The organism is Mesorhizobium maamorense (assembly GCF_044998965.1).
Classification (GTDB): domain Bacteria; phylum Pseudomonadota; class Alphaproteobacteria; order Rhizobiales; family Rhizobiaceae; genus Mesorhizobium.
In genome coordinates, this window is record NZ_CP173356.1 from 6,104,095 (window position 1) to 6,125,317 (window position 21,223).

A 21,223-nucleotide genomic window follows, 5' to 3' on the forward strand; every position below is an offset into this window, starting at 1 on the left:
GCGCGCCGCTCAAGTGGTCGACGGGTCGATTTCGTTCTGGCCGCCCGCTCCAGGGGCAGCGTCGTCGCCGAATAGATTGGCAAGTGAGGATGAGCCGGCGGCGCAGCGCGGTGCCGGCTGCCGATTTCGCTGCCGTCGGGCGCGCCGGTGCTTACGCAATATGCGGCCATTGACTAAAACGGTTCCTGTTTGATTCGCTTTGAACGGGACCGTCATGAGCAAAGCCCTCACGTCCTTCGCCCTGGTCGCGGTGCTGACAGCGCTGCTCATGGCCTTGAGCCTGGTGGTGGCCAGGCACGGCTACCCCTACGGTGCGATCGGCGTCAGGCGCCTCGACGGCATTGCCGATGCCGGGATGTTCATACCACTCGCCGCCGTCTATTTCTTCAGCGCGCTGCTGATGATGATCCTGCCGATCAGGGCCGCCAGCATCGTGCTCACCCATGCAGCCGATGCCATCTTCTGGACCGTGATCGTGCTCCTTGCCTCCATCGTAGGCTGTCTCGTCGCCAGATGGGCATTCGGCCAGCGCGACGCCCTATGGGCGCTTCTGAACTGGCGGTTCCTGTTTGCGGCGGCTATCGTCGGTTGCCACTTCGTCATGAACGAGCTTCGCCGCAACGTGCTCTTGCGCAGTCTGTTTTTCGTTGTCTTCGCGGCGGCCACGCTGGCCTGCCTGTTCTGGTCGTTCACGCTCTGAGAGCCGTTTCGATCCACGTCCAGAGATAGGATGCCAGGCCGCGATCGACATGGATGCGCAGTCTGTCCCGGTGGCGGTAGACGATGGCACTGACGCCGGCGAAGGAAAGTGCGGCACTGGCGCTTTCCTGCTTTGGGTCAAGCGTTGATCCGCGCGCGATGAAAGCGTCGATGGCCGACCCTTTGACCTCGAACACATGAAGTCCAGCGCTGATCGCCGTCACCGCGAAACCTTCCGCGTGCCAACCCGCGGCGATGGCGAGCGGCGTGCTCGACACGACGAGCAGGCGGTCGCGCGCCAGACGCGCCGCATAGCGGTCACCTTGCGCGCTGCCAAAGGCGCCCACGCCGTTGCCATCCATGCCGGATATCCGCGCCCAGGCGTCGAGATCGCCGCTGACCAGCAATTGGTGAAGGCCGGGGATCGTGCGCGCCTCGAGACCCGGTGCACCGATGGTTGCCGACTGCCAGTCCGGCGCTACCGGCCATTTTTGGGCGAGATCACGCATTGAACCGGTCTCCTGCCGGGTCGAAGGCGCAAGGAGCGGCGATCGTCGCCGTCATCGCCTTGCCGAGATGTTGGATTTCGATCGTTTCGCCGTGGCGGGCCGCACCGCGCTCGATCAGGCCGAGCGCAACCGGCCGGCCAAGCGTAGGGCTCCGGTAGCTCGATGTGACAAAGCCCTGGCTGCGCAGCTTGCCGCCGCTACGCTTGATGCCATGCGCGCCAGTTGGCAGCGGCGCTTCGCCGGACGGGACCGCCAGCCCGACCAGCTGCATGCGGTCGCCGCGCGAAGCCTCTTCGGTGAACAGCGAGCGGCGGCCGACGAATTCGGTCTGGCGCTTTGCCCGCGGGCCCTCGACGCCGAGGTCGTGCGGCAGCGTGGTGCCGTCGGTGTCCTTGCCGATCACGATGAAGCCTTTCTCGGCGCGCAGGATCATCAGCGCCTCGAGGCCGATGACAACCGCATCGAACGCCTGCCCGGCGTCGCGCAGGCGCGCCCACAAAGGCTCGGCGCGATCGGCCCGGATGGAGATCTCGTAGCTTCTGTCGCCGGTGAAGCTGACGCGGGTGATGCGCACCTCGTCGCCGTCATAGCTGCCCTGGCCGACCGCCATGTGCGGCAGCTCGCCATCCTCGAGCGAAAGGCCGAGATCAACCGTCTCGAGCAGTTTCCGGGCGTTCGGTCCCGAAACGGTCACGGTCGCCATTTCCGCGGTGGCGTTGTGGATGTAGACCGCGCCGCGCCCGAACCGGTCCTGGCGCCACTCCTCCAGCCGCGCATGCACGGCGGCCACGTGCGAGGACGAGCACGACACGACGAAGCGATGCTCGTCCAGCCGCAGCAGCACGCCGTCGTCGAAGACCACGCCGTTCTCGGACAGCATGAAGCCGTAGCGGCAGCGGCCCGGCTTCAGTGTCGACATCGTGTTGTAATAGACGAAATCGACGAACGCGGCCGCCTTGGGTCCGATCACCTCGATCTTGCCCAGCGTCGAGCCATCGAACAATGCGACGGACTGGCGGGCGCGGCGGGCCTCGTCCTGGATCGAGCGATCCGCATCGCCGCCGCCGCCGTGGTGGGCCGGGCGCAGCCAGCCGCCATACTCCTGGAACACGGCGCCGCTGGCACGATGCACGCTCTCCAGCGGCAGCCGCCGCACCGGCGCCATCAGTTCGCCGCTGCGCGCGCCGGCGAAGCTCGCCAGCGGAACCGGCGTGAACGGCGGACGATAGGTCGTGGTGCCGACTTCCGGCACCGTGCGGCCGGTGATCCCGGCCATCAGCGCCAGGCCCGGCAGGTTGGAGGTCTTGCCCTGGTCGGTCGCCATGCCGAGCGTCGTGTAGCGCTTCAGATGTTCGACCGAGACGAAATTTTCGCGCGCCGCCAGCTCTATGTCCTTCACCGTCACGTCGTTCTGGTAATCGATCCAGATGCGTCCCTTCGAACCCGGCGTTGGCCATGCCGCTACTATCCCGCTGGTCGCCTCCGTTCCGCTGCTGCGCGGCACTGCTGCCTTCGTCGGGCCGAGCGACGCGACGGCTTTCTGCGAACCGGCGAATACCTCCGACAACGAAACCGCGCCGGCGGCAGCTCCGGCCACCGCTATGGCCTCGACCGGGTCGCCCGGCAGGAAGGCCGCGCGCGCCTCGCTCCAGGCGAGCTTGCCCTTGGCCTGGCCGAAGAGATGGATGGTCGACGTCCAGCCGCCCGACACCAGCACGCAATCGGCGTCGAGCCTGGTGCCGTCGTCCAGCATCACACCCTCGACGCGCAGCTTGCCGGCCGCGGCGGTGAGCGCGCGGCCCTTGAGCATTCGCACCTTGGCGGGCGCGGCGGGCATACCGTCGCGCCTGATGTCGACAAGCGTGACGTCGGCGCCGGCCTCGGCGGCCGCCTCCGCCACTTCATAGGCGCTGTCATTGTTTGCGGCGACGATGATATGGCGGCCGGCCAGCACCGCATGGCGCCTGAGATAGCTGAGCGCCGCGTCCGCCGAGAGAATGCCCGGCAGGTCATTGTTGGCGAATGGCAGGGGCCGCTCGATGGCGCCCGTCGCCAGCACGATCCGGCGCGGCCTGACCCGCCACAGCGTGTCCGGCCGGCCGTCGAAATGACGCTGGTTAAGCCCGACCAGATTATGGTCGTAGATACCGAATGCGGTGGTCGAAGGCAGGACCAGGTGACCGCCGGCGGAAAGCCCCGCAACCGTCTCCTCGACCCACACGGCCGCCGGCTTGCCGTCGACCTCGCCGGCGCGGTGCCCGAGCGACCCGCCGGGCTTTGGCTGGTCGTCGACCAGCATGACGGAGCGGCCCGCGCCGGCCGCCAGCCTTGCCGCTGCCAGCCCGGCCGGTCCGGCGCCGATCACCAGCACGTCGCAATGATGGTTGATCTGGTCGGCCGGGCCGGGCGACGCCCAGTCCTTGTCGACCTGACCCAGTCCCGCCATGGCGCGAATGCGCGGCTCGAACATGTGCCAGTCCGGCCACATGAAGGTCTTGTAGTAAAAGGCGGCCGGAATGAAGCGGGAAAAGCGGTCGAGGAAGGCGTTGCGGTCGGCCAGCGCATTGGGTGTCGCGTTGACGCTTTTGGCGACCAGCCCGTCGCGCGCCGGCTCGGTCGTCGCGCGCGTGTTCGGCGTCGTCTGCGGGCCGCTGATATCCACCAGCGCGTTCGGCTCTTCGACGCCCGCGCCCCAGATGCCGCGCGGCCGATGGTATTTGAAGCTGCGGCCGACGACCGCGACATCGGCGGCCAGCAGCGCGGAGGCGATGGTGTCGCCGGCGAATCCCTGCACGGTGGCGCCGTCGAAGCTGAAGCGGATCGGGCGCGAGCGGTCGATGGCGCTGCCACCCGTGCTAAGGCGCGAGGCGGTCACGCCGCGTGCTCCCCGCCCAGGGCAGCCGAAGACAGCACCTTGTGCGTAACCGTGTCCCGCTCCATGACGAAGAATTCGCCGCAGTTCATATGCACCCATATCTCGCGCGCCGCGCCTTTTGGGTTGGAGCGCAGATAAAGATAGTTGGCCCAATGCTCGATCGGCACCTCGGCGCCCTCAGGCCTGACATTGCCGGCATCGCCGCCATAGTGGAATTCGGTCTCGTCGCGCGGGCCGCAGAACGGGCAAGGGAAAAGCTGCATGGCAAACCTCAGTCTTCGTCTTTATGCATGTCGTCGCCCTAAGGCCGCTCGGCGCTTTTGCGCGACATGCATCAATGCGCGATGCCGGAACCAGCCGCTTCGTCGATCAGCCGCCCGCTGGCAAAGCGGTCGAGATCGAAGGGGCGGCTGATGTCGTTGTGCCTGCCCGTTGCCAAAAGGTTCGCCAGAAGCGTGCCGCCGGCGGGGATCGCCTTGAAGCCGCCCGTGCCCCAGCCGCAATTGAGGAACAGATTGGGCAGTGGCGATTGACCGATGATCGGCGAGGAGTCGGGCACGACGTCGACGATCCCGGCCCATTGCCGCATCAGCTTCAACTGGCCGAAGATCGGGAACATTTCCAACAGCCCCGCGATCACCCCCTCCAGCGTCGGCAGGTTACCGCGCTGGGCATAGGAGGGAGTGCGGTCGAGCCCGCCGCCGATGACGATCTCGCCCTTGTCGGACTGGCTGACATAGACGCCCGTGCCGGGCGACAGTACCACCGTGTCGAGGATCGGCTTGACCGGTTCGGTTACGCAGGCCTGCAGCGCATAGGAATTGATCGGCAGCCGAAAGCCGGCCTTGGCCGCCAGCACCGAGGAATGTCCTGCCACGGCCATGCCGATGCGGTCCGCGCGGATGGCGCCACGCGTCGTCTGGACGCCGCGGCAGCGCCCGCCCTCGACGATGAAGTCGGTGATTTCGCAGTTCTGGATGATGTCGACGCCGAGTCGGCTCGCGGCCCGTGCATAACCCCAGGCGACCGCGTCGTGGCGCGCGGTGCCGGCCCGGCTTTGCCAGATGCCGCCGAACACGGGAAAGCGCGCATTGGCCGTGAAATTGTAGATCGGCGCCACCCGGCGCACATCCTGGGGCGAAAACAGCTCCGCATCGATGCCGTTGATCTGCATGGCATTGACTGTGCGTGCCCCGATCTCCATTTCGGCGGTCGAGTGGCACAGGCTGACCATGCCGCGCTGCGACAGCATGACGTTGTAGTTGAGGTCCTTCGACAGTCCCTCATAGAGCCGGTGCGCCAGCCCATAGAGCTCGACGCTCTGCGGATAGTAATAGTTGGAGCGCACCACGGTCGTGTTGCGGCCGGTATTGCCGCCGCCGATCCAGCCCTTTTCCAAAACCGCTACTCTGGCGATGCCGTGATTCTTTGCCAAGTAATAGGCCGTCGCCAGCCCGTGACCGCCGCCGCCGATGACGATCGCGTCGTAGGACGGCTTCGGCTCGGGCGAGCGCCAGGCCGGCTGCCAGCCGGTCTGGCCGGCGAGGCCTTCCTTCAAGAGCGACAAAGCGGAATAGCGTCTGGTCATGGCGTGAGGCGTAACGCGATTGTACATATATGTCTAGTTCGTGCCGTGGTGTGAAAGCGGCGGCTGTCGCTAACGGCTGCGCGAAAGCGTTGCCTCGACATAGCGTGAAAAATCCTCGACATCCTGCGCCGTGGGCTCCTGGCCGGTGAAGCTGCGCAGATAAGACGCGACGTGCGGCAGGCGGCTGCTCATCGGTTCGTCGAGCTCGAGCGAGTAGTAGCCGATCTGCATGAAATAGAGCACGCGGGCGCGCACGAAGGCGTCTTCCTCGTCATAGCCGTGGCGCCTGAACATGTCGCGAATGGCGTCGACGCGCTCCTCGTCGGCCTCGTCGAGAGCCCGCCTGATGGCGGGCGATCGCCGGGCCCACGCCCTGATCGCGAAATCCAGCTGCGGATCGAACAGCTTCTCGTCCACCCAGCACTCGAAGATGCTCATCACCCCGCGGATGACGGTCGCGGAAGGCCGCGCGGCGCGTTCGACGATGAACCTTGTATTGGTCTGCCGCCAATAATCCAGCAATTGGTCGAGCAGGTCCTGGCGGCTCTTGAAGTACCAATAGAAACTGGAACGCGACACATCGAGCTTCTGGCCGAGCGTCTGCACACGGACGCTTTCGACGCCGTCCGAAATCAACGTTTCAAGCGCGAGCTTGAGCCAGTCTTCCCGGGTGACCTTGATGTTGCCGGTGGCGCCGGCGCGCTGGGTTGTCGTGTCGGTGGCTTCCATCGGCACGACGCATGACACGCCGCCCCGGGCAAATCAAGACTATGGACATATATGTACAGACCCGTTTCGCGGTGATTGGAACGATGTGTCGCCGAAGCTGTTGGGCCAAGGGCGATGCCCTGCGGGCAGCAGGTCGCCCGGGGCCGCGAACCGAGAGACTTTGTCGCGGCCGTCCGCGCAAAGCGTGCTTTCCCGCAGAGCAATTGTCTGGCAAATACAAATTACACAGATGCCGCCGCGCGGCGAACCAGCAGGAAAGACACGACATGGCACCGCTTCGACAGAACCTCATCGACGGCGAGTGGGTCGGCGATGCCGGCTCCCGCAACATCAACCCGTCCGATACCGGCGACATCGTCGGCGAATACGCTTCCGCAGGTGTCGAACAGGCGGCACAGGCGATCGCCGCGGCCAAGGCGGCCTTTCCCGCCTGGTCGCGCTCGGGTCTGCTGGTCCGTCACGCGGTGCTGAAGAAGACGTCGGACGAGATCCTGGCGCGCAAGGACGAGATCGGCCGCAACCTTGCGCGCGAGGAAGGCAAGACGCTGGCCGAAGGCATTGGCGAGACCATTCGAGCCGCCCAGATCTTCGATTTCTTCGCCGGTGAGACACTGCGCCTCTCGGGCGAAGTCGTGCCTAGCGTGCGGCCGGGCGTCGGTGTCGAGATCACGCGCGAAGCGGTCGGTGTGGTTGGCATCATCACCCCGTGGAACTTCCCGATCGCCATTCCCGCCTGGAAGATCGCTCCGGCGCTTGCCCACGGCAACACCATCGTCTTCAAGCCGGCGGATCTCGTTCCCGAGAGCGCCTGGACCATCGTCGACATACTGCACCGTGCCGGCCTGCCCAAGGGCGTGCTCAACCTCGTCATGGGCAAGGGCTCGGTGGTCGGCCAGGCGATGCTCGACAGCCCGGACATCAACGCCATCACCTTCACCGGCTCGGTTGGCACCGGCAAGCGCGTCGCCGCGGCGAGCGTCGAGCACATGCGCAAGTTCCAGCTCGAAATGGGCGGCAAGAACCCGCTGGTGGTGCTCGATGATGCCGACCTCGCTACGGCTGTCGATTGCGCGATCAACGGCGCTTTCTTTTCGACCGGCCAGCGCTGCACGGCTTCGTCCCGGCTGATCGTGACGAACGGCATTCATGACCGTTTCGTCGAAGCGCTCAAGGAACGGATGGACAAACTGGTCGTCGGCGATGCGCTCGACGCGCAGACCCAGATCGGTCCCGTTGTCGATGCGACACAGCTCAAGCAGGACGAAGACTATATCGCCATCGGCGTCAGGGAAGGCGCCACGCTCGCCTTCGGCGGCGAGCGGCTCGACCGCAAGACGCCGGGCTTCTTCCTGCGGCCGGCGCTGCTGACCGATGCCACCAACGCCATGCGCAGCTCGCGAGAGGAGATTTTCGGACCTGTCGCCAGCGTCATCCGCGTCAAGGACTACGACGAGGCGCTCGCCGTCGCCAACGATACGCCATTCGGGCTGACGTCCGGCATCTGCACGTCAAGCCTCAAGCACGCCACGCATTTCAAGCGCAATTCGGAGGCCGGCATGGTGATGGTCAACCTGCCGACGGCGGGTGTCGATTTCCATGTTCCCTTCGGTGGCCGCAAGGGCTCGAGCTATGGTCCGCGCGAACAGGGCCGATACGCCATGGAATTCTACACCACCGTGAAGACCGCCTACACGTTTGCAGGCTGATCGGGGCGCCGGCTGACCGGGCCGGCCAAGCCTTCGCGTGCACCAAGAGACAAGGCGATGACAGTTCAAGACAAGGATCTAACCTGGCTCAATCCGCCGCCGCATCATTCCATCGACGGCGATGCGGTTCATGTGCGCACCGGCAAGGAGACGGATTTCTGGCGCGAGACTTTTTATGATTTCTGGCGCGACAACGGCCATTTCCTCTACAAGCGCGTAGAGGGCGATTTCACCGCGGAAGTCACCGTCACCGGACGTTATGAGGCGCTCTACGACCAGGCGGGGCTGATGCTCCGCCTCAGCGAAACGCATTGGATCAAGGCCGGCATCGAATACACCGACGGCGTGATGTATTTCTCGGTTGTCGTCACCAACGATGCCTCGGACTGGTCGTTGGCCACCATTCCAGCCGGTCCGGATGGCGTTAGGATCCGGGTGACCCGCCATGCCGAGACTATCCGCGTCCAGTATCTGGACGTGTCCGACGGTCATTGGAAGCCGGTGCGGCTCGCCTACTTCCCGGTCTCGAAGGCGGTCGATGTCGGCATGATGTGCTGTTCGCCGCAGCGCGAAGGCTTCGAGGTCACCTTCACCGGCTTTTCGGTCGGCCCGCCGATTTCGCGGGACCTGCACGGCTGAAGCCCGCGCCAACGCCGACGGGACACAAGTGTCATCGCCTGGACCACGCCAGCCAGCGTGCCGCCAGATGCCTCCACAAAGGGGTGAACCGCGTTCGCCGGTAAGCGTCGCCGGCCATTTTGATGCCTTGCGCCTGTGTCGGGAAGGGATGGATGACGTCGGCCAGCGCGTGCAATCCCATGCCCGACCTGATGGCCAGCGACACCCCGTTGATCATCTCGCCGGCATGGGCGGCGACCACGGTCGCACCGAGGATGCGGTCTGATCCTTCCCTGACATGGATTTTGACGAAACCCTCTTCCTCGCCGTCCATCACCGCGCGGGCGACATCGTGCATCAGCACCGTATAGGTCTTGACCGGAATGCCGTCGCGGCGCGCCTCCACCGGATAGAGGCCGACATGGGCGATTTCCGGATCGGTGTAGGTGCACCACGGAACCACCAATTCGCTCAGCCTCTTGCGCCCGAGAAACAGGGCGTTCTGCACGACCATGCGGGCTGTTGCTTCAGCGGTATGCGTGAATTTGTAGTCGAGGCAGACATCGCCCGCCGCATAGATGCGCGGGTTTGAGGTCCTGAGATAGTCGTCCACCTTGATGCCTTTGGCATCGTGGGCAACCCCCGCCTCGTCGAGGCCAAGACCGTCGACATTGGGCGAGCGGCCTATGCCGGTGATGATCTCGTCGACGGAAATCGTCGTCGTGTCGCCGTCCCGCACCAGGTCGGCGAGCTTCTTGTCGCCGTCCCTGCGCACCGCCACCACTTCGGTGTTCAGTCGGACCTCGACCCCCTCGCGCGCCAGCGCTTCCGAAAGGATCTGCGCGGCGTCGCGTTCCTCGCCGGGCAGGAACATCGGATCGCTCTGCGCCAGGATGACCTTCGCGCCGAGCAGGCAGAAGGCCTGCGCTGTCTCGCAGCCAAGCGGCCCGCCGCCGATGACCAGCAGCCGCTTCGGGCAATCGATAAGGTCGAACATCGTCTCATTGCTGAGATAGCCGGCCTCGATCAGGCCGGGAATGGATGGAAACTCCGGCCTCGCGCCTGTCGCGATCAGCGCCTTGCGAAAGCGCAGCGTCGTTCCCGCGACGGTCACGCAATCGCTTCCGTCGAACCGGGCTTCGCCGAAATGAACGTCGATGCCCAGCGCAGCAAGCGTCTCTGCGCTGTCGGCATGGCTGATCCGTTGCCGGATGCGCCGCATCCTGGTCATCGCGCGCTGGAAATCGACGCGAAGATGGTCCGGCGCATCGGCTCCGAAATTCTCGGCATCGCGCATGTCGGCATAGAGCCTGGATGTGCGGATGATCGACTTGGACGGGATGCAGCCGGTGTTGATGCACGTGCCGCCGATCAACCCGCGTTCGATCAGCGCCACTTTCGCGCCGAGGCTTGCCGCTTCGCTCGCCGCCGTCAGGCCGGCCGGCCCGGCGCCGACGACGACGAGATTGTATGGTCCGGTGGGCGGCGGGTTTCGCCAATGCGGCGGATGGGCGCCCCTGACCAGCTCGACATCATTGTGGTCGGCCGGAAAACCGGCAGCTTTCGTCCCTTCAAGCGACATCGCGGCCATCCGGGCTTGCCGACTGCGACAGCCATCCGCCTGTGAACCCCGCCTTGTTCAGGCCGCGGCGGATGTACTGGTTGGAACGCATCAGCTCCCACACCAGGCGCGAGCGGTGGTTCTCGATCATCATCACCACGATGCCTTGGTCGAGGCCGAAATGGCCTTCCGACACCCAGCCGTCGCGGCCAAATTTTCGCCGGTTGGCCAGCGTCGGGTTGAAGCCGCTCGGCAGCCGGAAATTGTCGATCACCTGGGGGTAGCGATCCGCGAGATGGCGCAGCGCCGCCATGCAGATATCGGGCGCAAAAGGCAGCGACGCCGGATAGGACCACGGCGCGATCGTGCCGTCGTCCGGCCCGAAGGGCGCACCGCGCGCGACGTAGCCGGAAAACCGGCGCCGCCGCCGTTGTATGCTGCTGCGAAAGCCGCCCGGTCCGTCCCCGGCCGAAAGCCCCCAGAGGTTCTCTCCGTATCCATCATAGCCATGGGGGTTGTGCCGAGCATAGTCGCGGTGGAGGTAGGTCGAGCGGCGGCTGTTTTCGAAATAGTCCGAATTCTTCTCGCGCATGAAAGCGTCGCGGATGCCGGCGAAGTCGATCCAGGCGTGTGAGAACTGGTGCATGAACAACGGACCGCCATAAAGCACGTCGTAGCCGTAGATGTTTTCCCACTGATAGGTCGCCGTCCAGCCCGCGTAGCTGTCGTCGGACGTCGGGCTGTCGGGCGAGGCCATCGACAGGACATAGAGGATCGTCGCCTCATTGTAGCCTTCCCAGCCATAGTGGAGAAAGCCGCTCTTCGGTTTCCAGCCCTGTCGCAACGTCGGACTACTGCCTTGCGCCCATCGCCAGTCGACGCGCCGGTAGAGCGCCTCGGCCAGCCGGCGGATTTCGGCTTCCTCGTCATTGTCGCCCCGGAAATAGGCGCCCGCCACGAGAATGCCGGCCATCAGCAATGCCGTATCCACCATTGACAGTTCGCAGCGCCACACCCGAAGTCCGGTGCGAATGTCGAGGAAATGATAGTAAAAACCCTTGTGGCCGGTGACATCAGCGCCACTGCCTTGCGTGCTGGTCCAGAAGAAACGCAGCGCGGCGAGCGTCAGCTCCACCGCTGCTTCCCGCTCCATCCAGCCGCGATCGATCCCGATCGGATAGCAGGAGAGCGCAAAGCCTACGACCGCGATGCTGGCCGGTGAATTCGGCCGCGACGTGTCGGCGACCAGCCCGTTTTCGGGGTTCACGTTTTCCAGAAAATAGCCGAAGGCCGCGCGCTGGAAACGATCCAGAAGGTCGTCGTCCGACAGGATGGCAGGCTCGACCTTAAGCAAATGCGGCAAGCTCCGGTCCGGTCGTCGCGATTGTCGGAGAAAGGTGCAGGAATTGCGCGCGGGCCGAACTGTCACGCCTGGTCATGTCTTCACCCTCATTGTTGCCGTTGCCGGGTTCCGGCTTCGGCCATTGTACGCTTGTCCAGCTCCGTTGGTTGCTTCCTCACGCGCAATTGTAGTTGCTTGCCGCCAGCCGGAAAGCGCCGCACCACATCAGTAGGTGGCGCGGCCGCCGGAGACGTCGAAGACGGCAGCCGTCGTGAACGAACATTCCTCCGAGGCGATCCAGCAAATCAGCGCCGCCACCTCGTCGACCTCGCCAAAGCGCGCCATCGGTATCTTGGAGAGCATGAAATCGATGTGCTCCTGGCTCATCTGCTTGAAGATCGCCGTGCGCACCGCTGCCGGCGTGACGCAGTTCACGGTTATGCCGGTCTTGGCCAGTTCCTTGCCGAGCGACTTGGTCAGGCCGATCACCGCGGCCTTGGATGTGCTGTAGGCGGAAGCGTTGGGATTGCCTTCCTTGCCGGCGATCGAGGCGATGTTGACGATGCGGCCGTAATTGCGCTCCAGCATGTGCGGGACGAGCGCCTTGTTGCAGTAGAAGACACCGTTGATGTTGATGTCGATGACCAGACGCCAGTCCTCCACCGGATAGTCCCAGGCGGTCATGTTGGGACCGGTGATGGCGGCGCTGGTGATCAGGATGTCGACCCCGCCATGCGCCTCGATCGTCGACCGCGCCGCCCGATCCACCGCCGCCGGGTCGGCGACATCGACGGTCTGGCCATGCAGCGCCGGGATCGAAGCCCTGGCCGCTTCGATCTGGGCGGGATCGCGGTCCCAAACCGAAACGCGCCCGCCTTCTTGGATCAGCCTCTGTGCGACGGCGAGGCCGATGCCGGATGCGCCGCCCGTAATCACCGCCGAGCGTCCGGCAAACCGTTCCGCGAAAATCGTCGGCATCTCATTTTCCCCTGTCCTGGCGCAAATCGGCTCCGCTCGGCGAAACAATGTTCGGGGGTGACTGTGAGGTCGCCGCCGGCCAAGTTCAAGCCGGCATGCACCTCGATCGTCTGGGCCAATCCCTGAGGCGCGTTATGCCGGGCTCCCCTCGATCTGCCTGTCCAGCGCTTGCACCAGCGCCAGGCCTATTTGTCCGAGCGGTACAGGAAGAACTGCAGGAACAATTCCCGCTCGGTGGTGATGTCGAGTTTCTCATAGATGCGCCGGCGATGGTTCTTGACCGTGCCGACGGTGATGCCGAGCCGCTCGGCAATGTTGGCGGTCGGATGGCCGGCCAGGATCAGTTGCACGAGCTCCCTTTCCCTGAGCGACAGTTCCGGCCACAGGCTCGCCGGGATTGTGGGCTGCTGGCGCGGTGAGGCGCCGGGGCTGGACGGCGCCGAGCTGCGCGAGAAATCGCTTCCGCGCGTCTTGATGTCGAGCGCGTGCAGCGCCTCGAACACCGGCAGCCGCTCAGCCAGCAGGGCGATCTCGTTGTCCTTGAACGCCGTGGTCGAACGATCGAGGAAAATGCCGAGGCACCAGTCGCCGCCATCGGCCAGCATGATGCCGACTTCATCGCAGATCTCCGATTGCGCGAGGAAGCCGGCTATGTACTGGCCGCGTTTGGCCTCGTCGTCGGCCAGCCGCTTGAGCGGCATGATGCCCAACCGGCGCTCGCGCCGCCAGGAAGCGTAGAAGGGGTCGAACACGTAGTAATTATCAAGATAGCGCCGCACCATCTCGTCGGAGAAGCGCCGGTGCTTGACGAATTGCGGCGTCTGCGTCGCCGAATAGCGCGTCACCGTCACCAGGTCATGCGCGATGTCGGCGCCGATCAGGTCGATCAGGCAGTCGACATGCCTGTCGGTGCCGGTGGCGGCGATCGCCATGGCGAGCGGCGCCCAGATGTTGCCCATGCGCATGCCTCTTTTTCGGCGACGAGCTCCCGTCCGTCATTGTGCCTTTAGGCATATGGCGCGATCCGGTCCCGCGAATCTAGCCTGTGGTCATGCTCGGCAAGGGAAGGCGACCCGTGGACCATATCTCTACCAATCCCATCGTCATCGGCATCGACGCCGGCGGCACCATGACCGACACCATCCTTGTCGATCAGGACGGCCGCTTCAAGATCGGCAAGTCGGCAACGACGCCGAAGAACGAGGCCGAGGGGTTCCTCGCCTCGGCCGAGGACGCGGCGGACGCCTGGGGCATCTCGCTCGAGGCCCTGTTTTCGGGCGTCAATGTGGTGCTCTATTCCGGCACCGGCATGCTCAACACGCTGCTGTCGCGCACCGGCAGGAAACTCGGCCTGATCACCACCAAGGGCCTTGAGGACATGATCCTGATGGGTCGCGGCCTGCAGGCCTGGGCCGACTATTCCTATGCCGACCGGCTGCACGCTGTGACGCATCATCATCCCGATCCGCTGGTGCCGCGCCGACGCACTCACGGCGTCACCGAGCGCATCGACCAGTTCGGCGACATCATCCTGCCGCTCTATGAGCATGAGGTCCGTGCCGCGGCGAAAAAGCTGATCGCCGACAAGGTCGAGGCGGTCTGCATCATGACGATCTTCTCGCATGTCAATCCGGTGCATGAGAAGCGCATCGCCGAGATCTGCCGCGAGGAGATCGCCGCCGCCGGAGCCGACATCCTCGTCTACAGCAGCCATGAGGTGCGCCCGGTCATCCGCGAGCAGTCGCGGCTGAACTCGGTGCTGATCGAGGCCTACGCCACCTCGCGCGGCCGCAAGCAGCTCAAGGGGATCGAGGACGTCTCGAAGAAATACGGCTTCAGATATGGCGTCCAGACGCTGCTCTCCTTCGGCGGCCTCACCTCGATCAATCATCCGCGCCTGCACGAAACCATGATCTCGGGTCCGATCGGCGGCATTCTGGGCGCGGCTTATGTCGGCAAGCTGATCGGCAATGACTCGCTGATCTGCTCCGATATGGGCGGCACCTCCTTCGACATGGGCGTCATCACGCGCGGCCAGACACGGATCGAGAACGAGCCGCTGATGGACCGGTTCAAGCTGAACGTGCCGACGCTGCATCTCGACACGATCGGCGCCGGCGCCGGCATGATCCTCAAGGTCGATCCGCTGACGAAGAAAGTCTCGCTCGGGCCGGAAAGCGCCGGTGCCGATCCCGGCCCGATCTGCTTCGCCAGGGGCGGCACCGAGCCGACCATCGCCGATTGCGACGCCATCCTCGGTCGGCTGAACCCGCATTATTTCCTCGGCGGCAAGGTCGTGCTGCAGGTCGAGAAGGCGCGCAAGGCCTTCGAGGAGAAGTGCTCCCGTCTGCTCGGCGTCGGCGTGGAGGAAGCCGCCGAAGGCATGATCGATATGCTGGAGGCCGACGCCAACAACGCGCTGCGCCGCGTCATCTCCGGCCAGGGGATCCACCCTTCGGAGTTCACATTGCTTTCCTATGGCGGCTCGGGGCCGCTGCATCTGGCCGGCTGCTCCAGGGGCATCGGCTTCAAGGATATCATCACCTTCCAGTTCGCCGCCGCCTTCTCCGCGTTCGGCTGCACCACGGCGGATTTCATGCGCCGGCATTCGGTATCGACCCAGATCGACATCGGCGCGCGGGCGAGTGAGGCCGAACTGCTGGCCTTCGGTGCCAGAGTGACCGCGGTCTGGGACGATCTCACCAGGGCCGCGGTCGACGAGATGGTGGCCGACGGTCATGCGCTGGACAAGATCAGGACGGTGCCGTTCCTGATGATGCGCTATACCGGCCAGCTCGAGGATGTCGAGGTGATGGCGCCGCTCTCGGCCATCAATTCGGCCGGCGACATGCGCAAGGTCATCGACGAGTTCGAGGCGGTCTACGCCAAGGTCAACCATCGCGTCTCGCGTTATGGCGAAGCCGGCTTCTCGATCACCGAGCTCGGCCTGATCGCCACCGCCGACAAGGTCAAGCCCGTGCTGCTCAAGCGGCCGCTCGGCCCCTCAAGCCCCGCATCCGCGCACAAGGGCGTGCGCGAGGCCTATATTGGCGGCCGCTGGCACAAGGCCGATCTCTACGAGATGGATCTTCTGCTGCCGGGGCATGAGGTGACCGGCCCGGCCATCATCGAACACCCCGCCACCACCCTCGTCGTCCATCCGCGGGACCGTGTCTTCGTCGACGAATGGACGCTGCTCCACTACTCCCACGCTTGAGAGGGCGAACGCCATGCTGGACAAACCCGCCTCCGCCCTGCGCCTCCGCGAGCGGCTGATCGAATCCGAACGGCTCATGGACGAGACCGGCTGCTATGACGGCATTACCGATCTCGAACTGCGCAACCAGGATCCGCTGAAGTTCGAGACGCTGCACACCAAGCTGCGCGCCTACTGCGTCTCGGCGCGCGAGATGGCGCGTCGCATCTCGGCTTCGCCCGGCGTGCGCGAGGTCGGCGAGATGGTCGTCGCCATCTACACGCCCGAGGGCGACGCGATCGCGCTCTCCAACGGCATCATGGTGCATGTGCACACGATGAGCCGCTTCATCAAATGGATGATCAGACAAGGCTACGAGGAAAATCCCCGCATCGTCGACGGCGACATCTTCGCCAACAACGACGCCTTCATCGGCACGGTGCAGGTGCCCGACGTGATGGACGTGGTGCCGATCTTCCACTCGGGCAAGCTCGTCGGCTGGGCCGGCGCCGTCTGCCATGAGCTGGAGGCCGGCGGCATCACGCCGGGCGGCGACGTGGCGCTGGCCCAGGAGCGCTTCACCGAAGGCCTGTTCGTCTGTGCCGAAAAAGTCGGCCAGAACGACGAACTGCGGCGCGACTACGTGATCCGCTGCGAGCGCAATCTGCGCATGCCCATCTACTGGGTGCTGGACGAGAAGGCCAAGGTCGCCTCCTGCATCGACATGCGCGAAAGCGTCAAGGCGCTGATCGACGAGATCGGCCTCGACTACTGGATGAAGGTGTCCAAGGAATTCATCGAGGAGGGCCGCCGCGCGCAACTCGCCCGCACGCGGCAACTGACCGTTCCCGGCATCTATCGGGGGCATACTTTTTACGGTCACGTCACCAAGGGCAAGCCGGGCTACCAGCCGCTCGGCGACCCCGACTGGCTCTACAACATTCCGATCGAAATGGAGATCACCACGGGCGGCAAGATCATCATGGATTTCGAGGGCACGCAGCCCTGGGGCTACCATTCCATGAACTGCACGCCGGCCGGCATGGATGGCGGCATGTTCGTGACGCTGACCCAGCACATGAATTTCGAAGGCCTGGTCAATGACGGCGCCTGGATGGCGACGGAGCTGAAGCTGCCGCATGGCACCTGGACCAATCCCGACAATGAGATGGTGGCCACCGCCACGTCCTGGGCGCTGCTCTTGCCGGCTTATGGCGTCTTCCAGCGGCTCCTGTCGAGATCATTCATCGCCCGCGGCTTCGTCGAGGAGGCCTTCGTCGGCCAGGTCAACAGCCCGATGATCGAGATGGGGGGAACCAGCCAGTACGGCACGCTGTTCGGCATGGCGCATTTCGAATGCGCGGCCGCCGGTTCCGGCGCGCTTGCCATCAAGGATGGGCTGGACACCGCCTATGTCGGCTGGAATCCTGAATCCGACATGGGCAACATCGAGATCTGGGAACAGAACATGCCGATGGTCTATATCGGCCGCTCGATCGTTGCCAATTCCGGCGGCGCCGGCAAATATCGCGGCGGCTGCGCCTTCCTGTCGACCTGGCTGGTCAGCAAGACCGACCATCTCCGGCTGGTCACCTCGGAACACTCGTCGCGCGTCTTCGACAATGGCGGGCTCTGCGGCGGGTATCCGGCGCCGACCTGCCAAAAACACCGTGCGGTGCGCGACAGCAACATCTTCGAGCTCGCACAAAAGGGCGCGCCGCTGGCGCACCATACCGGCACCAATCCTTATCGTTCCGAACTCGAGGTCCGGCTCGAAGGCCAGCACGTGACGATGGAAGGGCCCTATATCACCGCGCCCCACAAGACCGGCGACGTGTTCACCCATTCCTACAATGGCGGTGGCGGCTATGGCGACGTGCTGGAGCGCGATCCGCTCAAGACGGCATCGGACGTCGAGAACGGCTATCTCACCAGGGAAGCTGCCGAAAATGTCTTCGGGATCGTGCTTGACGAGGACGAGGACGGCTATCCCGTCGCCGATCTCGAAGCCACCAAGCGCCACCGTGCCGAGATGCGGTCGCGCCGGCTCGCTCGGGCCAGGCCGGTCTCGGAGTGGATGGCCAAGGAGCGCGAGCGGGTGAAGGCGGCCGATTTCGCGCCCGAGGTGAAGAAGATGTATGCCAGCGCCTTCAAGCTTTCGCCGCGCTTCACCAGGGATTTTTCAACCTTCTGGGATGTCGACGCCAAATCGACCTTCGGCGTGGAGTAGGGACCATGACCTCATACAGCAAGGAAGTCATCGCCGATCTGGTCGCGGGCACCCTGCCTTGGCCGCAGACGCGCCGCGTCATGAGCGCCTACAAGGACGACGACCGGTTCTTCAAATATGTCGCGGTGCTGCAGGACCGCGTCGGCTGGAGCGATCCGATACTGCTCCCCGTGGGCGACCACCTCTTCATCTGCCAGAGCGGCGATGGGCGGGTAACCCGTTGCGAATGCGGCCATTCCTTCGGCGACTACCGCAAGAACTGGAAGCTGAAGGCTTCGATCATCGTGCGCGACAGCGAGGAGGCGCTGCGCGAGATCTATCCCAACAGCGACCTGCCGGATCCCGAATGGATGGAAATCCGCGAGTTCATCTGCCCGCAATGCGGCACGCTGCACGAGGTCGAGGCCGCGGCGCCGGGTTATCCCATCGTCCATGATTTCGAACCCGACCTGGAAGGTTTCTACCGCGACTGGCTGGGCAAGCCGCTCGAGCCGATGGACAAGGGAAGCTGATGCCAAGGACGCAAGTTTCGTCACCGGCTCCGAAACGGGCGATTGAGGTTATGTTGGCCTATGAAGTTCGGATACTCTCGGGACTGATGGACCGTCCCATGCCGCGCGGAGGCCATGCCCGATGACAAACCTTTCCGGCCGCGGCGCGATCGTCACCGGCGGCTTCTCCGGAATGGGCCTGGCGATTGCCACGGCATTGGCGCAGGCCGGCGCTAATGTCGCCGTCGGTTCCTATGTCGCACCTGGCGGCGTGGAGAGATCCGACGCCGCCTACTATCCCGGCGCCGACGAGATAGAGCGCGTGCGTTCGGCTCTCGGCGCGCATGGAACGAGGATTTACGCCGCGCATCTCGACGTGCGCGACAGCGACGTGACGAACCGTTTCGCGGCCGACGCCGAAGCGGCGGTCGGCCCTGTCGACATCCTGGTCAACGCCGCGGGCACCACGGCCGAGCAGCCGGTCTGCGGCCATTCCGACGCGCTGTGGGACAAGATCGTCGACACCAATCTCACCGGCGCCTTCCGCGCCACCCGCGCCGTGCTGCCCGGCATGATCGAGCGCGGCTGGGGCCGCATCGTCAACATCGGCTCGACCGCCGCCTCGGTCGGCTGGAAGGACAATCCCGCTTACTGCGCCTCCAAGGCCGGTCTCCTCGGCCTCACCCGTTGCGTGGCGCTCGAAGGGGCGGCGCATGGCGTGACCTGTGTCATGATCAGCCCGAGCTGGGTCGAGACCGAACTGATGCGCCGCAACGTGGCGCAGGTCGTCGAGCGCGAGGGCAAGGGCCGCACGGCCGAGGACGCGATGGCCGAGATCGCCAGGGGCAACCCGCAGCAGCGCATCCTCCAGCCACAGGAGATCGCGGCGCTGGCCGTGTTCCTCTGCTCGGATATGGCCAAGGGCATCACCATGGAAAACATACAGGTCACCGGCGGAGCTCTTTGGTAGCACGCACGGCTGGTTGCGGGCCTCGATGGAGAGGCCGGCAATGGAAAGAGAAATCCGATCCCGTCCGGGCGGCTGTCCCGGACCTGATCTCTCGGCGCTCGCCTGGCTGTAAGACAAGGTGACCGCATTTGCCATTGAGCGCGCGGCGCGATAGGTTATATTGCACTGCACAATGGAGATGCCGTCGATTGCACCCTTCTTACGGAGATGCCTGCCGATTACGCGGCGGTCCGGGGTAGGCTCGGCGAGAACCTGAGATGAAGATTCCAAAGTCCTTGCTGGTCGATCCCGAGAGGAACTCGGTCTACGGCAGTTTTGCCGTTGCCGTTTCGGTCTGGGCATTCTCCTACTCCGTCATATTCGGCCAGGTGCTGATCCTGGCCTATTATGCGGTGTGGCTGCCCCTCATCATGGTCGACTACAGGCGGTTCCTGCGGCACCTGTCCAGCGCCTGGCTGCCATTGTCGTTCGCGGCCTATGTATGCTTCTCCGTCTTCTGGTCGGACGCTCCCGGCATCACCGCGAGAACGGCCGTCCAGTACTTCTCCCACATCGCCTGCGCCTATGTCGCGGCGCGAGCCGTCAGTGTGCGGACCCTGACAATAGGCGCCCTGGTCGGCATATTCGTCGTCCTGCTCTACTCTCTCAAGGTCGGGGCCTATTCCGAGGACGTCCTCGACGGCACTTATAATTTCGTCGGCGCCTTCGCCTCCAAGAACCAGATCGGCTTCGTCGCCTCGCTCGGTATCTATTTCAGCGTCGTCTTCATCGCCTTCCTCAGGCACGGCCGGCTGAGCCTGTTCCTGACCGTGCCGGTGGTGCTTTTGTCGGCCTATCTGCTGGTCATCTCGCATTCGGCCACCTCGATGGCCTCGACACCGGCGGTGCTGGCGCTGGTGATGCTGCTTGCCATGAGCAAGGTGCTGTCGCGACGCTACCGCCGGGTGATCTTCCTGGTCGGCACAGGCATGCTGGTCGTCGCTATCCTTGTGGCGCTGAATCTCGGCCTCATGGACTTCGTCCTCGGCCTGTTCGGCAAGGATTCGACGCTCACCGGGCGCACCTATCTGTGGGAGCAGGGCTGGAACGCCGCGCAGAGGGCGCCCATGCTCGGCGTCGGCTATGCCGCATACTGGGTCCAGGGTTTTGCCGAGGCCGAGCGCCTGTGGAACGAGTTCTACATCACCACCCGCACCGGCTTCCACTTCCACAACACCTACATCGAAGCCCTTGTCGAACTCGGCTTCGTCGGGGCGACGCTGGTTTCGCTGGTCATCCTGCGCACGCTTTACGGCCATGTCTCGGCGGTCGCGTTCGGAACATGGCGGGCGGATTCGGTCGTTCTGGCCGGCGTCATGGTGCTGCTCCTGATCCGCTCCTTCGTCGAGGTCGAGATCCTCAACCCCTACATCATGGGTTCCTTCCTGATGTATTTCAGCTTCTTCAAGCTGGCGCGACTGCCCGTTGCCCGTCCTCGCCTGTCTGCGGCAAGGATCGAAGAGGCAAATGCCGCCAGAGGCTGGAGCGGCCCCGAGCCTGGCACGGACGCCGCTCGATGAATACCGATCGGTTTCCCGTTTGGGATTGCGTCAAAGCAAGGCGATAGAGCGGCTGGCGATTCCCTCAAACGCCGCCCCGCTCCAGCAATTTCAGGAAAGTGTGTACGGCTTCCCCGGGAAACGCGCGCAGCGCTTTCCGTCCGGAATTGCGCAAAAACAAAGGGATAGAGCA

General features: G+C 64.6%; 17 protein-coding genes. 8 read left to right on the forward strand and 9 right to left on the reverse strand.

The annotated features are described in order from the left end of the window. The first annotated feature begins 214 nt into the window (after window positions 1–214). Window positions 215–700 (forward strand): hypothetical protein, encoded by a 486-nt coding sequence (locus ACIU1A_RS30490; protein WP_140512885.1) that lies wholly within the window; start codon window positions 215–217, stop codon window positions 698–700. Here the strand turns inward: ACIU1A_RS30490 and ACIU1A_RS30495 are convergent. From ACIU1A_RS30495 to ACIU1A_RS30515, 5 genes are all read right to left on the reverse strand, one after another. Next, window positions 690–1,208, reverse strand: a complete 519-nt coding sequence (locus ACIU1A_RS30495; RefSeq protein WP_404926017.1) for a hypothetical protein — start codon at window positions 1,206–1,208, stop codon at window positions 690–692. The genes ACIU1A_RS30490 and ACIU1A_RS30495 overlap by 11 nt on opposite strands. Continuing rightward, the gene (locus tag ACIU1A_RS30500; protein WP_404926018.1) at window positions 1,201–4,083 is read right to left on the reverse strand and encodes a sarcosine oxidase subunit alpha family protein; all 2,883 of its coding nucleotides are present in this window, start codon (window positions 4,081–4,083) and stop codon (window positions 1,201–1,203) included. Before ACIU1A_RS30500 ends, ACIU1A_RS30495 begins: the two co-directional genes overlap by 8 nt. Next, window positions 4,080–4,346 (reverse strand): sarcosine oxidase subunit delta, encoded by a 267-nt coding sequence (locus tag ACIU1A_RS30505; protein WP_140685096.1) that lies wholly within the window; start codon window positions 4,344–4,346, stop codon window positions 4,080–4,082. The genes ACIU1A_RS30500 and ACIU1A_RS30505 overlap by 4 nt, the downstream gene beginning before the upstream one ends. A 71-nt stretch (window positions 4,347–4,417) precedes the next feature. Beyond that, a complete protein-coding gene (locus ACIU1A_RS30510; RefSeq protein WP_404926019.1) occupies window positions 4,418–5,671 on the reverse strand; it encodes a sarcosine oxidase subunit beta family protein in 1,254 nt (417 codons plus the stop codon). A 69-nt stretch (window positions 5,672–5,740) separates the two neighbouring features. Beyond that, window positions 5,741–6,400, reverse strand: a complete 660-nt coding sequence (locus ACIU1A_RS30515) for a TetR/AcrR family transcriptional regulator (protein ID WP_404926020.1) — start codon at window positions 6,398–6,400, stop codon at window positions 5,741–5,743. 266 nt (window positions 6,401–6,666) lie between these two features. Here ACIU1A_RS30515 and ACIU1A_RS30520 point away from each other — a divergent pair, with 266 nt between their 5' ends. Beyond that, window positions 6,667–8,106 carry an aldehyde dehydrogenase family protein gene (locus ACIU1A_RS30520; protein ID WP_140512893.1) on the forward strand — a complete coding sequence of 480 codons (1,440 nt, stop codon included), beginning with the start codon at window positions 6,667–6,669 and terminating at the stop codon, window positions 8,104–8,106. A gap of 57 nt (window positions 8,107–8,163) precedes the next feature. Next, a complete protein-coding gene (locus ACIU1A_RS30525; RefSeq protein WP_404926021.1) occupies window positions 8,164–8,745 on the forward strand; it encodes a DUF1349 domain-containing protein in 582 nt (193 codons plus the stop codon). A gap of 31 nt (window positions 8,746–8,776) precedes the next feature. On the opposite strand, the gene ACIU1A_RS30530 is transcribed toward ACIU1A_RS30525, so the two are convergent. The 4 genes from ACIU1A_RS30530 to ACIU1A_RS30545 form a co-directional block, all read right to left on the reverse strand. After that, window positions 8,777–10,306, reverse strand: a complete 1,530-nt coding sequence (locus tag ACIU1A_RS30530; protein ID WP_404926022.1) for a mercuric reductase — start codon at window positions 10,304–10,306, stop codon at window positions 8,777–8,779. Then, window positions 10,296–11,639 carry a glucoamylase family protein gene (locus ACIU1A_RS30535; protein ID WP_404928039.1) on the reverse strand — a complete coding sequence of 448 codons (1,344 nt, stop codon included), beginning with the start codon at window positions 11,637–11,639 and terminating at the stop codon, window positions 10,296–10,298. Before ACIU1A_RS30535 ends, ACIU1A_RS30530 begins: the two co-directional genes overlap by 11 nt. A 213-nt stretch (window positions 11,640–11,852) precedes the next feature. Then, on the reverse strand, window positions 11,853–12,605 hold the full coding sequence (locus tag ACIU1A_RS30540) for an SDR family NAD(P)-dependent oxidoreductase (protein ID WP_404926023.1): 753 nt from the start codon (window positions 12,603–12,605) through the stop codon (window positions 11,853–11,855). A gap of 185 nt (window positions 12,606–12,790) precedes the next feature. After that, on the reverse strand, window positions 12,791–13,570 hold the full coding sequence (locus ACIU1A_RS30545; protein ID WP_140497217.1) for a helix-turn-helix transcriptional regulator: 780 nt from the start codon (window positions 13,568–13,570) through the stop codon (window positions 12,791–12,793). Window positions 13,571–13,656: 86 nt separating this feature from the next. On the opposite strand from ACIU1A_RS30545, the gene ACIU1A_RS30550 reads away from it, so the two are divergent. The 5 genes from ACIU1A_RS30550 to ACIU1A_RS30570 all read left to right on the forward strand — a co-directional run bounded on the left by ACIU1A_RS30550 (window position 13,657) and on the right by ACIU1A_RS30570 (window position 21,051). Next, window positions 13,657–15,822 carry a hydantoinase/oxoprolinase family protein gene (locus ACIU1A_RS30550; protein ID WP_404926024.1) on the forward strand — a complete coding sequence of 722 codons (2,166 nt, stop codon included), beginning with the start codon at window positions 13,657–13,659 and terminating at the stop codon, window positions 15,820–15,822. A gap of 13 nt (window positions 15,823–15,835) precedes the next feature. After that, window positions 15,836–18,031: a hydantoinase B/oxoprolinase family protein gene (locus tag ACIU1A_RS30555; protein ID WP_404926025.1), complete on the forward strand. Its 2,196-nt coding sequence runs from the start codon at window positions 15,836–15,838 to the stop codon at window positions 18,029–18,031. A gap of 5 nt (window positions 18,032–18,036) precedes the next feature. Then, window positions 18,037–18,543 (forward strand): acetone carboxylase subunit gamma, encoded by a 507-nt coding sequence (locus ACIU1A_RS30560; RefSeq protein WP_404926026.1) that lies wholly within the window; start codon window positions 18,037–18,039, stop codon window positions 18,541–18,543. Window positions 18,544–18,664: 121 nt separating this feature from the next. Then, the gene (locus ACIU1A_RS30565) at window positions 18,665–19,492 is read left to right on the forward strand and encodes an SDR family NAD(P)-dependent oxidoreductase (protein ID WP_404926027.1); all 828 of its coding nucleotides are present in this window, start codon (window positions 18,665–18,667) and stop codon (window positions 19,490–19,492) included. A 257-nt stretch (window positions 19,493–19,749) separates the two neighbouring features. Beyond that, window positions 19,750–21,051 (forward strand): O-antigen ligase, encoded by a 1,302-nt coding sequence (locus tag ACIU1A_RS30570; protein ID WP_140512908.1) that lies wholly within the window; start codon window positions 19,750–19,752, stop codon window positions 21,049–21,051. Window positions 21,052–21,223 lie beyond the last annotated feature (172 nt).

What these genes read in the sequence shown, in the direction of transcription:
- ACIU1A_RS30490 (WP_140512885.1), top strand. Translation starts at nt 215, where the DNA reads ATGAGCAAAGCCCTCACGTCCTTCGCCCTGGTCGCGGTGCTGACAGCG.
- ACIU1A_RS30495 (WP_404926017.1), bottom strand. Translation starts at nt 1,208, where the DNA reads ATGCGTGATCTCGCCCAAAAATGGCCGGTAGCGCCGGACTGGCAGTCG.
- ACIU1A_RS30505 (WP_140685096.1), bottom strand. Translation starts at nt 4,346, where the DNA reads ATGCAGCTTTTCCCTTGCCCGTTCTGCGGCCCGCGCGACGAGACCGAA.
- ACIU1A_RS30510 (WP_404926019.1), bottom strand. Translation starts at nt 5,671, where the DNA reads ATGACCAGACGCTATTCCGCTTTGTCGCTCTTGAAGGAAGGCCTCGCC.
- ACIU1A_RS30515 (WP_404926020.1), bottom strand. Translation starts at nt 6,400, where the DNA reads ATGGAAGCCACCGACACGACAACCCAGCGCGCCGGCGCCACCGGCAAC.
- ACIU1A_RS30520 (WP_140512893.1), top strand. Translation starts at nt 6,667, where the DNA reads ATGGCACCGCTTCGACAGAACCTCATCGACGGCGAGTGGGTCGGCGAT.
- ACIU1A_RS30525 (WP_404926021.1), top strand. Translation starts at nt 8,164, where the DNA reads ATGACAGTTCAAGACAAGGATCTAACCTGGCTCAATCCGCCGCCGCAT.
- ACIU1A_RS30530 (WP_404926022.1), bottom strand. Translation starts at nt 10,306, where the DNA reads ATGTCGCTTGAAGGGACGAAAGCTGCCGGTTTTCCGGCCGACCACAAT.
- ACIU1A_RS30540 (WP_404926023.1), bottom strand. Translation starts at nt 12,605, where the DNA reads ATGCCGACGATTTTCGCGGAACGGTTTGCCGGACGCTCGGCGGTGATT.
- ACIU1A_RS30545 (WP_140497217.1), bottom strand. Translation starts at nt 13,570, where the DNA reads ATGCGCATGGGCAACATCTGGGCGCCGCTCGCCATGGCGATCGCCGCC.
- ACIU1A_RS30550 (WP_404926024.1), top strand. Translation starts at nt 13,657, where the DNA reads ATGCTCGGCAAGGGAAGGCGACCCGTGGACCATATCTCTACCAATCCC.
- ACIU1A_RS30555 (WP_404926025.1), top strand. Translation starts at nt 15,836, where the DNA reads ATGCTGGACAAACCCGCCTCCGCCCTGCGCCTCCGCGAGCGGCTGATC.
- ACIU1A_RS30560 (WP_404926026.1), top strand. Translation starts at nt 18,037, where the DNA reads ATGACCTCATACAGCAAGGAAGTCATCGCCGATCTGGTCGCGGGCACC.
- ACIU1A_RS30565 (WP_404926027.1), top strand. Translation starts at nt 18,665, where the DNA reads ATGACAAACCTTTCCGGCCGCGGCGCGATCGTCACCGGCGGCTTCTCC.
- ACIU1A_RS30570 (WP_140512908.1), top strand. Translation starts at nt 19,750, where the DNA reads ATGAAGATTCCAAAGTCCTTGCTGGTCGATCCCGAGAGGAACTCGGTC.